General features: G+C 46.7%; 17 protein-coding genes. 11 read left to right on the top strand and 6 right to left on the bottom strand.

Annotated features, from left to right (window positions below):
• Positions 1 to 15 precede the first annotated feature (15 nt).
• Entirely contained in the window at positions 16 to 1,011 is a 996-nt protein-coding gene (gene btuC, locus AKJ31_RS18010; protein WP_053410462.1) for a vitamin B12 ABC transporter permease BtuC, read from the top strand.
• Positions 998 to 1,753 carry a vitamin B12 ABC transporter ATP-binding protein BtuD gene (btuD, locus tag AKJ31_RS18015; RefSeq protein ID WP_053410463.1) on the top strand — a complete coding sequence of 252 codons (756 nt, stop codon included), beginning with the start codon at positions 998 to 1,000 and terminating at the stop codon, positions 1,751 to 1,753. Before btuC ends, btuD begins: the two co-directional genes overlap by 14 nt.
• A 288-nt stretch (positions 1,754 to 2,041) precedes the next feature.
• On the opposite strand, the gene AKJ31_RS18020 is transcribed toward btuD, so the two are convergent.
• The 3 genes from AKJ31_RS18020 to AKJ31_RS18030 form a co-directional block, all read right to left on the bottom strand.
• Complete coding sequence (locus AKJ31_RS18020; RefSeq protein ID WP_053410464.1) at positions 2,042 to 2,617, bottom strand: nucleoside triphosphate pyrophosphohydrolase family protein; 576 nt, start codon at positions 2,615 to 2,617, stop codon at positions 2,042 to 2,044.
• A 146-nt stretch (positions 2,618 to 2,763) separates the two neighbouring features.
• Positions 2,764 to 3,324, bottom strand: a complete 561-nt coding sequence (locus AKJ31_RS18025) for a DUF1415 domain-containing protein (RefSeq protein ID WP_053410465.1) — start codon at positions 3,322 to 3,324, stop codon at positions 2,764 to 2,766.
• Positions 3,321 to 4,583 carry an MFS transporter gene (locus tag AKJ31_RS18030; protein ID WP_053410466.1) on the bottom strand — a complete coding sequence of 421 codons (1,263 nt, stop codon included), beginning with the start codon at positions 4,581 to 4,583 and terminating at the stop codon, positions 3,321 to 3,323. Before AKJ31_RS18030 ends, AKJ31_RS18025 begins: the two co-directional genes overlap by 4 nt.
• Before the next feature lie 107 nt (positions 4,584 to 4,690).
• Here AKJ31_RS18030 and AKJ31_RS18035 point away from each other — a divergent pair, with 107 nt between their 5' ends.
• On the top strand, positions 4,691 to 5,569 hold the full coding sequence (locus AKJ31_RS18035) for a LysR family transcriptional regulator (protein ID WP_053410467.1): 879 nt from the start codon (positions 4,691 to 4,693) through the stop codon (positions 5,567 to 5,569).
• A gap of 115 nt (positions 5,570 to 5,684) precedes the next feature.
• The gene (gene modF, locus AKJ31_RS18040; RefSeq protein WP_053410468.1) at positions 5,685 to 7,148 is read left to right on the top strand and encodes a molybdate ABC transporter ATP-binding protein ModF; all 1,464 of its coding nucleotides are present in this window, start codon (positions 5,685 to 5,687) and stop codon (positions 7,146 to 7,148) included.
• A 66-nt stretch (positions 7,149 to 7,214) separates the two neighbouring features.
• On the opposite strand, the gene AKJ31_RS18045 is transcribed toward modF, so the two are convergent.
• A complete protein-coding gene (locus AKJ31_RS18045) occupies positions 7,215 to 7,445 on the bottom strand; it encodes a glutaredoxin family protein (protein ID WP_053410469.1) in 231 nt (76 codons plus the stop codon).
• Between the two features lie 157 nt (positions 7,446 to 7,602).
• Between AKJ31_RS18045 and AKJ31_RS18050 the strand changes: the two genes are divergently transcribed.
• The 5 genes from AKJ31_RS18050 to AKJ31_RS23285 all read left to right on the top strand — a co-directional run bounded on the left by AKJ31_RS18050 (position 7,603) and on the right by AKJ31_RS23285 (position 10,923).
• Positions 7,603 to 8,217, top strand: a complete 615-nt coding sequence (locus AKJ31_RS18050) for a Crp/Fnr family transcriptional regulator (RefSeq protein ID WP_053410524.1) — start codon at positions 7,603 to 7,605, stop codon at positions 8,215 to 8,217.
• Between the two features lie 86 nt (positions 8,218 to 8,303).
• Entirely contained in the window at positions 8,304 to 9,065 is a 762-nt protein-coding gene (locus tag AKJ31_RS18055) for an SDR family oxidoreductase (protein WP_053410470.1), read from the top strand.
• Between the two features lie 83 nt (positions 9,066 to 9,148).
• Positions 9,149 to 9,661, top strand: coding sequence for a M48 metallopeptidase family protein (locus tag AKJ31_RS18060; RefSeq protein ID WP_053410471.1), 513 nt, complete (start codon positions 9,149 to 9,151; stop codon positions 9,659 to 9,661).
• Entirely contained in the window at positions 9,658 to 10,719 is a 1,062-nt protein-coding gene (gene rlmF / locus AKJ31_RS18065) for a 23S rRNA (adenine(1618)-N(6))-methyltransferase RlmF (RefSeq protein ID WP_053410472.1), read from the top strand. The genes AKJ31_RS18060 and rlmF overlap by 4 nt, the downstream gene beginning before the upstream one ends.
• 15 nt (positions 10,720 to 10,734) lie before the next feature.
• Entirely contained in the window at positions 10,735 to 10,923 is a 189-nt protein-coding gene (locus AKJ31_RS23285; RefSeq protein WP_072161388.1) for a hypothetical protein, read from the top strand.
• Between the two features lies 1 nt (position 10,924).
• On the opposite strand, the gene pilW is transcribed toward AKJ31_RS23285, so the two are convergent.
• Both pilW and metA read right to left on the bottom strand, forming a co-directional pair.
• A complete protein-coding gene (gene pilW, locus AKJ31_RS18070) occupies positions 10,925 to 11,638 on the bottom strand; it encodes a type IV pilus biogenesis/stability protein PilW (protein WP_416340964.1) in 714 nt (237 codons plus the stop codon).
• 156 nt (positions 11,639 to 11,794) lie between these two features.
• Positions 11,795 to 12,739 carry a homoserine O-acetyltransferase MetA gene (gene metA, locus AKJ31_RS18075; RefSeq protein WP_053410474.1) on the bottom strand — a complete coding sequence of 315 codons (945 nt, stop codon included), beginning with the start codon at positions 12,737 to 12,739 and terminating at the stop codon, positions 11,795 to 11,797.
• 131 nt (positions 12,740 to 12,870) lie between these two features.
• Here metA and AKJ31_RS18080 point away from each other — a divergent pair, with 131 nt between their 5' ends.
• Together AKJ31_RS18080 and AKJ31_RS18085 are read left to right on the top strand one after the other, a co-directional pair.
• Positions 12,871 to 13,263, top strand: coding sequence for an ATP-binding protein (locus tag AKJ31_RS18080; RefSeq protein WP_053410475.1), 393 nt, complete (start codon positions 12,871 to 12,873; stop codon positions 13,261 to 13,263).
• Positions 13,242 to 13,679, top strand: a complete 438-nt coding sequence (locus AKJ31_RS18085) for a DUF3859 domain-containing protein (protein WP_053410476.1) — start codon at positions 13,242 to 13,244, stop codon at positions 13,677 to 13,679. Before AKJ31_RS18080 ends, AKJ31_RS18085 begins: the two co-directional genes overlap by 22 nt.
• Positions 13,680 to 13,718: the final 39 nt, after the last annotated feature.

Consider the following 13,718-nt stretch of genomic DNA (forward strand, 5'->3'; position numbering starts at 1 on the left):
TTTTGTCGGACACACATGGAATTTAGCCAACTTATCTACAGAAAGCAGCGCCGTTGGAACCTCTTCGCGATTGCGGCCATTGTGAGCCTTCTGCTTTTCTCTTCGCTCTACCTAATGGTAGGGGAAGTCTTTATCTCCCCATTTTCTGAAGTGACTCCGCTAATGGAGCAACTGGTACTGCAATTACGTTTACCGCGATTGTTGACGGCAATTGCTATTGGTGCCTCATTGGCTGTCTCGGGTGCGGTGCTACAAGTGCTGCTCGGCAATGTGTTAGCTGAACCGGGTGTACTTGGCATTTCTGGCGGTGCCAGTGTCATGATGGTGTTGGTGCTGTTTTTCATTCCCGTGTTTGCCACGCCTGTCGGCTTTATGTTGGCCGCGGTGGTTGGTGCGTTACTCTTTACCTTGCTTTTGGTCTCTTTCGCACAAGTTGCCCGCTTAACCACCACGCGTTTGCTGCTGGTTGGTGTGGCTCTAGGCATCTTGAGCGGCGCAGTAGTGACCTGGGCGTTCTACTTCAGTGATGACCTAAGCCTAAGACAGCTTATGTACTGGTTAATGGGTAGTGTTGGCGGTGCGAGTTGGTATCACCATATTCTGACGCTAATGCTCTTGCCAGTTTTGATTTGGCTCTGCTTTAAAGGACAAGTGTTAGACAAACTGATGATGGGTGAAACGCACGCGAAACAATTGGGTATCGATGTGGAAGCTGTGCGATGGAAGCTGATTCTCGCCGTCTCGGTATTGGTTGGCGGCGCAGTGGCATTGGGCGGAGTGATCGGTTTTGTTGGATTGGTAGTTCCACATTTACTGCGCCTTTCACTTGGCAGCGAAAACCGCTACTTGTTACCCATGTCGGCATTGAGTGGTGCGGCCTTGCTGGTTTTCGCCGATATTATTGCTCGCACCTCACTTGACTCAGCGGAGCTGCCTTTAGGCGTCGTGACAACGTCAATCGGAGCACCAATTTTCATTTGGATGTTGGTGAAAAATCATGATTCGCGTTAGTAGTTTATCGGTCGGCTCACGTCTTTTACCGCTCTCATTGACGGTAGAGCAGGGTGAAATACTCCATGTTATTGGCCCGAATGGCAGTGGTAAGAGTACGTTTTTATCAGCGATTTCGGGCTTGCTTGAGCACGGCGGTGACGTCACGATTGCGGATCTCAATGTACAGCAAGCTTCGGTGGAAGCGTTGGCGAGTTATCGCGCTTTTTTGAGCCAAAGCGACCGACCTGCGTTTAACTTAGTTGTTGCCCAGTACCTCATGTTATCTGTACCGACACGTGCTCAAAAGCAGCTGAACGTCGTCGATGGTGTAGTGCGAGATCTCGCGCAGCTACTTGAACTCGAAGACAAGTTGATGCGCCCAATTCATCACCTTTCCGGCGGTGAGTGGCAACGTGTACGTCTATGTGCGATTTGTCTTCAGGTTTGGCCGACGCTCAATCCAGACGCCAAAGTTCTAATGCTTGATGAGCCTGCGGCGCCGTTAGACATCGGGCAGGAAGGGCTGCTGTATAAATTGATTCGCACGGTTGCTGACATGGGTATTGCGGTGGTGATGTCGAATCATGACCTTAACCGTACTCTGCACAACGCAGATAAAGTTTTGATGTTGGATAACGGCGTACTCCAGCAATGGGGAACCCCAGAATATGTGCTGAGCGAAGAAGAATTGGCTCGGGTATTTAAAACCAGTGTCACTAAAGCTTGGGTTAACGACAAACCCGTGCTGATCTTTGAATAACTGAGGAATTGTTTGTTCAATGTGGTGCAAGTTGCACTCACTTTGCTCAATCTCATCAACTCAAATAGAGACAGGAAATCGAGCTGTACCATAAATCAATAACTTACGAATGTATGCAAACTTGGCACGCTAATCGCTTTAGTTAAATCGATACATTCTCGTTCTTGTTAGGCTTGGCCAATTTGAAGGGAAACCAGAGAATTGGTTTAAATTAAAGCCACTTTGTTTTATGGCAGCTTCCGCCACCTAGGGTTCGCCCAAGGTGGCGGCTTTTTATCTGACGATTGATTATGCCGTCAAAGACGCAAGATCCGCTGGGCGGTAGTATACCGATTTCAGTACTTTTCCTTGGCGAATAGTTTTGCTGTCAGACACGAAATCTTCTGCACATTTAGCGATGATGTAATCGCCTTTCTGAACCGCCATCAGCTTGATGCCTTGCTCAGCGTAGTACGCTTCTGTATCTGCGTACTCTTTTTCGTTGCGACATACTTTGCTCATGTTGCTTGAATGCACTTCATCCCAACAAGGAACAAAGTCGATGCCACGGTTTACAGCAACGTTAAGTAGCAGATCAATTAAGTAGTTAATCGCAAGGTTATCTTCGATTTTATCGTGGCCCAAATGAACCAGACGACCCATTAAGACATAAACACTATCAACGATCGCATCTGCTTGCTCTGTTTTACAATCCGCTTCGGCTAACTCAGTTAGCTCTTCAATTGCTAATGATGTGTGTAGCGTATCTGCTTTCTCATCTAAGCTTTCTGGAGAGGCGACTGGAAGGTCGAAAGTACTGCGGAATTCAGTGATATCGCGGTAAAGATGCTCAAAGATTTCGTTGGTAAGTTTTGAAAGGTGCATGTCTTGAACCTGGATTAATTTATGGTGGCGCAATACTACCAAAGCTGGGCGCAAGCTGCCATTTTTATGCAAGATAGAGCGGTCAATGTTGATGGCCAGACAGAAACCAAAAGAGCACCATTAAGATGCTCTTTGTGTGCTGGCGTTTACCTGAAGAGATAAGGGAATAGTTTGCGTTTCTCTTCATCAGTCAGTGATTCAACGCGTGCAATATTGGTATCAGGAATCGCTTCTGGATTTGGATAGTGCTTGAGTACTTTTTCCATGCTCTCTTCGCGGATCAGGTGGAAGACTGGATACGGCGAGCGATTGGTCAAGTTCTCATCGTCTTCTGGATCTGTACCACCAAAACAGTAGTCTGGATGGAAAGTCGCGAGCTGGAAAACACCTTCCCAGTTTTGCTGACGAATCAGCGCTTCAACCCAGTCAATAAACAAATTGTAATCGTAGAAGTCACTCAGCATGTTGGGTACAACCACCAGCGTTGTCTCTAGCTCTTCCGCGGTTGTCGAGTCCAGTTCCATCAACTGGGTGAGAATATCTTCTAGCAGTGCTTCTTCTTGGCTTGCTTCACTGACGTAGATTTTGATCTGTTTATTGCGTTGAGGCTTAGCGGCGAAAGGGCATAAGTTAAGCCCGATAACCACATCGTTGAGCCACTGGTTTACTTGTTCAGCGATCTCAACCGTTGAGCGATTCATTGTCATTTTGGTTCCAGATTTGAATTTGCTGCAAGAATAGCAGAATCTCTGGATTGTGGCGCGTTTTGTGTAGCGCTCGAGCTGACCCTAGACGCGTAGGTCTTAGACAAGATGAAAAACAGCGCGAATAAAGCAGTGTAAAGTGCTAAGCCACCCTGAATCACCGTTCCCCACCCACCATGCTGCCAACAATAAATTAGGAAGAATCCACCCAAACTACCACCGACATAGTAGTGCACTAGGTAGAGTGCCGTTGCGGTGGCTTTCGCGTGAGTGGCTTTTTGGCTCACCCAAGCGTAGGCAAGTGTGTGAGTGAAAAACGCGCCCGAGCTTATCAACATCAAACCAATGACCATCGCTGGAATGCTCTCGAAGTAAGCGATCAACATTCCAGATAAGCTAATCAGAGAGCCCACCACCATACCCGGAATCGGCGCGTAATGTTTGTTCCACACCGAGGTGAGTTTTGAGCTCAGCGTGCCAGCCAGATAGCACAAGAAGATCAACGATGCTAAACCAATCGGTAGGGAATGCGGCTCCGCGACCATTCTAAAGCCCATTACTGAGTAGAGGTTGACGAACAGTGCAAAGTTAACACCGCCGATCAGCATCGCAATTAAGATGGTCTTATTTTGAAGATGTTTGACCAACGCGCGGTTGTGATAACGCAGCATGCCACGTTGCGGAGTAAAGTGTTGCTGCTTTGGTAATAGATACGCAACGGCAATGCCCGCAATTAATGTGACAATGGCGATAACAACCACTGCTTGTTGCCAGCCAAACGCATCGGTTAACGTACCGCCAGCGATTCGCCCTACGATACCACCCAATGAGTTAGCTGCAATGTAGCCACCAATGGCGCGGCTAAACGCTTGCTCTGAAAGTTCTTCCACCATGTAAGCCACGGCAACCGAAGCAAACGCAGCTAAGGCAATGCCCATGATCGCTCTAAGTATGATAATGCTGATTAACGTCTGGCTAAGCAGCATCGCGATACCGATGACAGGCATGGCAAGTAAGCCGAATAGCATCACGTTACGGCGACCAAAGGACTCGGAAGCCACCGCCCAAGGCACTAAACAAACAGAAAGAGCCAATGTTGAAGCGGCGAAGATCCAGTTGATTTGTGTTTCACTTACGGCAAAGTGTTGCGCCATGTAAGGCAACATTGGCTGGAATAAGTACAAGTTACAAAATACAAGGAAAGAGCCCAATGCCAAACATAAGGTGACTTGTCGATACTCTTTCGTGCCTGATTCAATCATTTTGCCGTTAGCTTTTGTGTGGATAGTGTGAGCAATGTATCAGTGGAAGTTGGATTGATAAAATATATTAAAAATATCGACCTCATATATTTTATATATCAAGAGTTATGGACTCCAAACACCTACGCCATTTTGTCGCCGTTGCCGAGCACAATCACTTCACGCTCGCGGCGAAAGCGCTGCACATCGCTCAGCCCGCATTGAGTATTTCTATTAAGAAATTCGAGCAGCAGCTGGGCGTTGAATTGTTTCGCCGCGAAGAACGCAAAGTAGCATTGACCGATGAAGGCAAAGTGCTTTACGAACACGCCAAACGGGTTTTACAGCAAATTGAAGATGCGCAACTGGCCATCGATGAGCTGAAAGGGTTGGAAAAAGGCGAAGTGCGATTGGGTGCGCCAAGCATGATGGGCTCATACTTTTTTCCAGAGATCATGATGGCGTTTAAGATGCGCTACCCAAATTTAAAACTCACCTTGGTTGATGCGGGCACGGGATCTATCAAACAGATGTTGCTCGATGGTGAACTCGATATCGGGGTGATCAATAACGAAAACGTACCTGATGACTTGGAAGTAGACTCGTTACTCGACAGCGAAATGGTCGCGGTGGTCGGCAAGCAGCACCCCATCGCTCAGCAACAGACCATCAGCTTTGAGCAGTTTTTTGAGCACGAGTTGGTGATGTTCCAGCGTGGCTATTTTCATCGTGATTTTATTGAGAAGAAAGCGCAGCAATACGGCACAGAAATGCAATTTTCGTTTGAGACAAACTTGCTGCCGATGATTTTGAGTATCGTCAAACACGAGTTTGCGATTACCGCTTTGCTCGAACTGGTCACCGACCACGAATCGGAAGTCGTGGCGGTGCCGTTTGACGAGCGAGTGAAACTCAACCTTGCGCTTGCCTGGCGCAGGGATGGTTATCTTTCTGTTGCTGACCGTACATTTATCGAGTTCGTTAAGCAGTATGCCGCGCATAAATAAGAGGTACAAAGTTAGATGCCGGTATCACGTTTTTTACATCCTTAATCGCACCAACTGATTGATTACAGTAGTTTGTCTAAAACTCTAAAAAGAACGAGGGTAAGGAAGCCTAACCATGCAAATCAACATTAAAGACCTGAGCGTAGATTCGGGAACCAACCGCTTAACCATCGACAACTGGAACGTAGCCGACAAGGAATCTTGGGGCGTATTTAGTACCGAGGGCGATATTGGCTCAGCGCTAGGATGTTTGCTGTGCGATGAATTGGATGTAACTGCGGGCGTCGTGAGCAAGGGAGAAGGTAAAATTGCTCAAGTCTCTTTGGTTGAACAACAACGATTATTGGAAGATGAGATCGCCAAAGATGACACCGATTTTCTCGACCGAATTGATAAAGGTAGCAGCGTCTATGCGCTGGTTTTTGACCAATGCCAAAATCAAGAGTTAACCGAGCGGTTAATCGAAGACTTAGACTTAGTCCACTTAGCATCGAGCGGCTTTCGAGTACTTTCTACTGGTGAAACAAGGCGTGTAATGATTGCGCGCGCGTTAGCCACTCAGCCTGAATTACTGGTGCTGGACAACCCATTCACTGGTTTGGATATTGCACACCGAGCAACGCTTGCGACTTACCTGACTGAGTTGGCGAAAACCACTCAGATGTTGGTGACCTTCAACCGCGAAGAAGACATGCCAGATTGGGTAGAGCATATCGCGCTGTTTAATCACGGCCATTTAGAGAATGTGATGTGCAAGAGCGAGTGGGAAAACCATCCTGTCATTGCGCAGATCAAGTCGCAATCCCAACAGCAAAGTGAAGAGATGCTGGCACTTATCCATCGTCACCAGCACGATCCTTATTTCTCCAATCCAGTATTTGAAATCCGTAATGGGCGAGTCGAGTACACAGATAAAACCATTTTCACCGACCTCAACTGGCGCATAGAAAACGGCCAGCATTGGCAAATCAAAGGCCCGAACGGCTGTGGTAAAAGTACCCTGTTAGGGCTTATCTTCGGTGATCATCCTCAGTGCTATTCCAACGACATAGACATCTTCGGTAAAAAGCGTGGCAGCGGTGAAACGATTTGGGAAATCAAAAAGAATATCGGTATGGTCTCTTCCGCGCTGCATTTGCAGTACCGCGTGAGTTGTAATGCGTTAGAAGTGATCCTTTCAGGCTTTTACGACTCGATTGGCTTATATCAGCAACCGTCGAAGAAAGAGATTCAAATTGCTCGCGAGTGGTTGGAAATCCTACATATGACCGAGTACGCCAATGTGTCGTTTCGCTCGTTGGAATATGGACAACAGCGCCTACTGCTTATTGCTCGAGCGATCGTCAAACAGCCTGCTTTGCTGATTCTTGATGAACCATACCAAGGGTTGGATTATTTAGGGCGTCGCTTAGTAAAGAATGCGTTAGAGTTAATCGCGCGCGAGAATCTAAGCCAATTGCTGTATGTCTCTCACTATCAAAAGGACAAGCTCGAGAGCATCAAAAATGAGTTAGAGTTTGTGTTTGACGACAGTGCGCAGTGCTACAAAGCGCAAACCATTACAGATATGAACAGATAGGTTGGGATTAGCTACCTAAGCGCGGTAGTGACTAAGCGCGGTTGTGAAATGACCGCGCAAAGTGGCTTAGCTATCTTTATACATACGCTCAAAGTTTTTCTGATTCCAACCGATCATATAGCGATCACCGATCTTTAAAACAGGTAGAGAGCGCGCACCGATGGCGTCTAACTCTTTACGTCCGCGTTGCATTTTCGCGTTGGTTAAACGGTACTGGTAACCTTTTGAGTCAAGATAACGCTGCGCATCTTTGCAATGCGGGCATTTGTCTTTAACGTACAGTACAAGTCGTTTCATTCGTGAGCTCCTAATTCCGAGTCTGGTGAAGTGTAATGAAAAGACGATGAATGGCAAGTCCGGTGAAAGGACTCTTTTGAAAGTTAGGAGTACTTTTGTCGTATGGTGGTGTTTCGCTCAGTTGTCTTTAATGACGAGTTTAGAAGGAAGAACAGGTATGGAGATCACTAGCGCGTTTGAAGCGTTATTCAAAGTTCTCGACAATCTAACGCCAATCTCGGATGACTCGAAGGCGTTACTCGTAAAGGCTGGCAGGTACGTTAAATTTGCTTCTGGTGAGAGTATTTTCAATCCAGGAGATATCACTCGCGAGCTAAGATTTGTTTGCTCTGGTATTGCCTGCCATTACTACATCAAACTTGATGGTACACGGTGCAATAAGTCTTTTTTGCAAACTGGAGAGGTAGCCTCAAGCTTGTCTTCAATGCACCAGCAATCTCCGGCAAGATTTGGTTGTGATGCACTCACAGCGGTGGAATGTATTAGCCTGCCGTATGACAAGTTACAGACACTAGCGAGCCAACAAGCCGACCTACAGGTCTTAACGCAAGCGATGTTAATGCGCTTGGCGCTAAAGAAAGAGAATCGAGAAGCCGACTTACTCCTATTGTCGCCAACAGAGTTGTATCAGGATTTCTGCTTGCGCTATCCGTCATTACGTCAGGTACTACCGAACTATCATATCGCTTCTTATCTTGGTATCTCCGAAGTGTCTTTATCGCGTATACGAGCTCGATTGGGAGTACAAAATGCCTATCATAAACGTGGATAAAGTTTACTTTTAACCTTTGTTAAAGTTGTTTAGCAGTTACCTCGCTATCGTAGTTGCTCGTACAGATAACTAGCAGGGGAATAGCTATGCAACATTCAACACTCGTCGGTAAAACCATCGTCATTTCGGGAGGCAGTTCTGGTATAGGACTTGAGTTGGTTAAAAGGTTACAAGCGGAAAATCAATTGATCGTGATTGGTCGGGATAAGAAGAAACTCGCCGAGCTGGAAGCCAGAGGTGTCACTACCTTTAGCATGGATATCAGCATTAGAGAGGAGCGAGCCGCGTTCTTTCGTTGGATGGATGAACATTATCCCAATTTCAATGTGCTGATAAATAACGCTGGATGGAGTCGTTCACATAAGTTGGTCGAACGTATGTCTCGCGCCTTGGAGTTGGACGATCTGGATGATTATGAGCTGGAACTCAAACACAATCTTGAAGCTCATATCGGTATGTCTCTTGAAGCACTACCAAGATTATTACGCCAACCGGGTTCAATGATAATCAATGTGACCACAGGTTTAGTGTACAAGCCTAAAGCTGCTAATCCATATTACTGTGCGGCGAAAGCAGGGCTGCACAGCTTTACGCAAAGCCTGAGAGAGCAGACCAAACACCACGACTTAAAGGTGATTGAAGTGCTACCGCCATTGGTAGACACGCCATTTCACGCCAATGGCTTGCCTGAGACAGTGAAAGCGACGACGCCACAGAACGTCGCGAAAGAGACGCTGCAACAGCTGGGGCGAGGACAGGAAGAGATTCGCATCGGCTTGTCTAAAGTTGCTTATTTACTCGCGAGGCTCAAACCGACGCTCGGTTTTTTGGTTGTTAATCGCAGCTAATAATGCAGGGCCGCGCTATGTTTAGTTGCCTACAGGAATAGATAGACGGTATCCTGTAGGCGCTATAACTAATGAACTGACCAATGAATCCTGCACTTCGATACATTCAGGGCTACCCAGAGCACATAACGACGCCAGTGACTAAGCTGGTGGACTCTGGTCGATTGAAAGCCTGGTTTGAAAACCGCTACCCTGAGAACCACACCATTAAGAGTGAAAAAGCGCTGTTTGAATACACCATGGCGATCAAAAATCGTTATATGAAAAAGACCGCGCCGCTAAGTAAAGTGGTGTACGACAGTAAAATCCACCTAATCAATAATGCACTTGGCCTACATACCTATGTCGCGAAAGTCCATGGTGGAAAAATTAAATCAAAGAACGAAATCCGCATTGCCAGTGTGTTCAGAACCGCGCCGGAGCCGTTGCTGCGCATGTTAGTCGTGCATGAGCTGGCACACCTAAAAGAGAAAGAGCACAACAAATCGTTTTATCAGCTGTGCTGCCACATGGAACCGGAATACCATCAGCTAGAGCTGGATGCTCGTTTGTTTATGATTTATCTTGAAACCGCTAAACAGAATGAACCGAAATGAACCAAGCGAATAAACCAAACCGAGCCAAAGCCAAGCCAAACACATCAGCGAAGCCGGCGGTCAACGCCTCTGAGATGAAAGTGACCACCGTCAAAGGTAAAACGGGACTGCATTCTCGAAATGTTCATCAAGGGCGTTATGATTTTCCTAAGTTGGTTGCTGCACTGCCAGAGCTGAAACGTTTTGTGATTAAGAATCCAAAAGGTGAACAGAGCATCAACTTTTCTGATCCGGCTGCAGTTAAGTTGTTGAATAAGGCGTTGTTAGCTCATCATTACGGTGTCACTTTCTGGGATATCCCTGAGGGGTATCTTTGTCCACCCATTCCGGGGCGTGCAGACTATGTGCACCGTATAGCGGAATTGTTGACGAAAGAGTCTAAGTCGCTAAAGCATAACTTGGTTCGTGCATTGGATGTTGGCGTCGGTGCGAACTGTATTTACCCGATTGTCGGCAGCACACAATACGGGTGGACGTATGTGGGTTCTGATGTTGATCCAGTATCGGTGAAAAACGCCAATTTGATTGCGAAGCAGAATAATGGTCTGAAAGGGAAGATCGAATGTCGACTACAAAGTGATAGCCGACATTTTTTCAAAGGCATCATTCAACCGGGCGAGCATTACGATCTGACGACTTGTAACCCGCCATTCCATAAGTCCTTGCAAGAGGCCCAACAAGGCACAGATCGCAAATTGAGGAATCTGTCGGCGAACAAAGCCAAAAGAGGCCAAGTAAGTCAAAATATTAAGCCAAAAGAATCACCTATACTCAACTTTGGCGGTCAAAACGCCGAGCTTTGGTGTCCGGGTGGCGAAGCCGCGTTCATCAAGAATATGGCTTTTGAAAGCCGAGATTTTGCTGACCAAGTGCTTTGGTTCTCAACCCTGATTTCGAAAAAAGACAACGTGCGTTGGATGCGTAAAAACCTCGAGAAAGCAGGGGCGAAAGAAGTTCAGATTGTTGAAATGAGCCAAGGACAAAAAGTGAGTCGCTTTATGGCTTGGACGTTCAAAACGCCTAAGCAGCGCCAAGATTGGTTAAAACTAAAGAGTTGATAAAGGAGAGGGTGTATGGACTTTGAAATTTATATGCCCTGTCAACCTGAATGGTTTTGTACCAGCTTTCTATGGCTTTTTAGCGTTCTGTTGTTGATTGGATTAGTTGGGTTCATTCGAATTCTCTACAAAGAACATCAGAAGATCCTACGCGCTTCGAGAGTACGTCGGAGGCGCAGGACGCACCACCGACGTCGAAAATAACTTATCCCAGCTGTTCAAGCGTCTTACGATACTTCTGCTCTAGCGCTTCGTTTCCGGCTTTGCTCTCTAACTCTGCCAGCAGTTGTAGCGACGCCTTTTGCACTCCGTATCTCTGATTAAACTTCATTAGTCGAATTCTTGCTTCGGTAAATTCGCCAGCGTCTATTTCTAGCTTCGCCAAGTTAAGCAGCGCTCGAACTCGGTTTGGATCGTGGTCTAGAGTGCGACTGAAGTAGGTTTTCGCTTGATCGACATTTCCCGCTTTCAACGCGCAAAACGCAGCATTTTCGTAGCTGGCAGAAATGAGATAGTAATAGGGCTGTTCAACGGCTTTCCTAAAAAATTTATCGGCTTTGTCATAGTCACCGAGCTTACATAGGAAAGTGCCGTAGTTATTGAGTACGTTACCGTTTCGTGGGTGCTGTCTTAGCGCCGTTTCATACATACGTTGTGCAGACTTTGCTTCACCGACTTTCTCAAAGTAGTGCGCCATCGAGAGCTGAGCACGGTAGTAACCAGGGTAGTGCTCCATCGCCTTCTCTAGATTTTCTCGCGCTTTGTACATGTTGCCTTGCTCTAGGTATCCAATCCCCAGTGCAATTCGCGCTTCTGCGCGCTCTTTTGGTTCGGCGACGGGTTCCGAGTTGCTACTCGTTTCCACAGTGACACAGCCTGATAGAGTTATCGCCAACAGAATTCCTAAACGACGCATAATATCTTTCTACCCTGAAGAATTTAGTAGCATGTATAACGTAAACAACGGCTTGTGATTAGGTGCATAACGGAAGTATGCGACTGACTCGGCAATTATCGCCAGAATGAAAAGGCAGAGAAAACAAAAGGGCTTGAAGTCAGCCCTTTGTTGGATGGTTTAATCGTCGTCTTTAGTGAAGTTGGCTTCGCTAAAGTGTTCAAGATCGTATGGAGTTTGCTGGTAAACGCAGTAATTGAGCCAGTTTGCGAACAGAAGATGTCCGTGGCTACGCCAGCTTGCGCTTGGCTTATTATCTGGGTTGTTGTTCGGGTAATAGTTAACTGGAATCGCTGGTTCCATACCTTCGCCCAAATCACGGATGTACTCGTTATGCAGTGTTAACGGGTCGTACTCAGGATGTCCGGTGACAAACACATTACGCTTGTCTTTGGTTGTTGCAAGGTAGACACCCGCGACATCAGACGTCGCAAGAATATCAAGGTCAGTATGCTCTTCGAGGTATTCTGGCGAGAAGTCTGCATAACGAGAATGCGGCGCTAAGAATGTGTCATCAAAACCACGTAAAACAGGATGGTACGGGTGATGGATTTCGTGATGATACACGCCAGACAACTTCTCTTTGCGAGTGCGTTTTGGCAAATTGTAGAGCAGTTTCAAACCCGCTTGCGCCGCCCAACAGACATACAATGTTGAGGTGACGTGGTCTTTTGCCCAGCTCATAATCGTTTGTAAGTGATCCCAGTAGATCACATCTTCAAACTGAACCAAGCCCAAAGGCGCGCCAGTAATAATCAATCCATCAAAGTTACGTCCTTTGATGGTTTCGAATTGACGATAAAAATTATCCAAGTGTTCGGTTGGGGTGTTTTTGCTCGGGCGATCATCGATTCTCAGCAGTTCGATATCGACTTGCAGCGGACTGTTAGACAGTAGACGCAGAAACTGAGTTTCCGTCTCAATTTTCTTAGGCATAAGATTGAGGATCAGAACCTTGAGCGGACGAATCTCCTGCGTGGAAGCACGAGATTCTGGCATGACGAATATGTTTTCCTGTCTTAATACGTCAGTTGCAGGTAATTGATCGGGGATCTTAATAGGCACAGCTTACTCCCTAAGCATTGTTTATGGACGTCTATACATCTAAACTTAACCCAATAAGATCGGCTTGTCGATAGCAATTTAGAGCCATTTCATATTATGATTCGGGCAAACAAACTCTAATCTCACATTTGATGACCCTCAAACTGACCCTTATTCGTGGTTTACCCGGTTCAGGAAAAAGCACTCTAGCGAAAACCTTTCCCGCCAATCATTACGAAGCTGATATGTACTTTGTTGATAACAAAGGTTGTTATTCGTACCAAGCTGAAAAGATCGCGTTGGCGCATCAATGGTGCCAGGCGATGACGGCGAAAAGTTTGGCGCGTAAGCAAAGTGTTGTGGTCTCCAATACTTTTGTTCGTCGTTGGGAGATGGCGCCTTACTTCAAGATGGCAAAGCGCTACGGGGCTACACTTGAAGTGATCGAATGCACAGAGAACTTTGGCAATATTCATGGCGTCGAGCCTGAAACAATCGAAAAAATGAAAAAGCGGTGGCAAGAATGGCAAAGCGTTCCCCAGTAGTTGAAATGACTTCTTATGGCATTTACAAAGAGTGGGATTCTCATTCTAAGCATCTACCGAAGATCCAAGAATTCACCACCAAAGTACCCGCTGACGAAGAGGTTGAGTTTGGCTACATCATCAATATCAAGAAAGCCAAGGGTGAAGTGATTGAGTTCTGTATCGAGCATCCGGGCGTGCTGGGTAAAAAAGGGCAGGTACTCGAACCGTTTACCGGTGATTTGCACGTCGGTAGCAATGACTGGGACTTCTACTTAGGTGACACGATTCAACTGCTCGACCCAATCAATGGCATGGAGTCTAACATCGGTAAGTGGCGCATGACGATCACGCTAGGCGGCAAAGTGATCGCAGACAAAACGTTCGACGTTTACGCTAGAGACGAAGGGGAGTTCTGGAAAAGCCGCGGTTTCTAGCCAGTCATCATATGGCGCTGGTTTCTTAATTCAGCGCCA

Origin of the sequence: Vibrio hepatarius, from assembly GCF_001274785.1 — a bacterium.
GTDB lineage: Bacteria > Pseudomonadota > Gammaproteobacteria > Enterobacterales > Vibrionaceae > Vibrio > Vibrio hepatarius.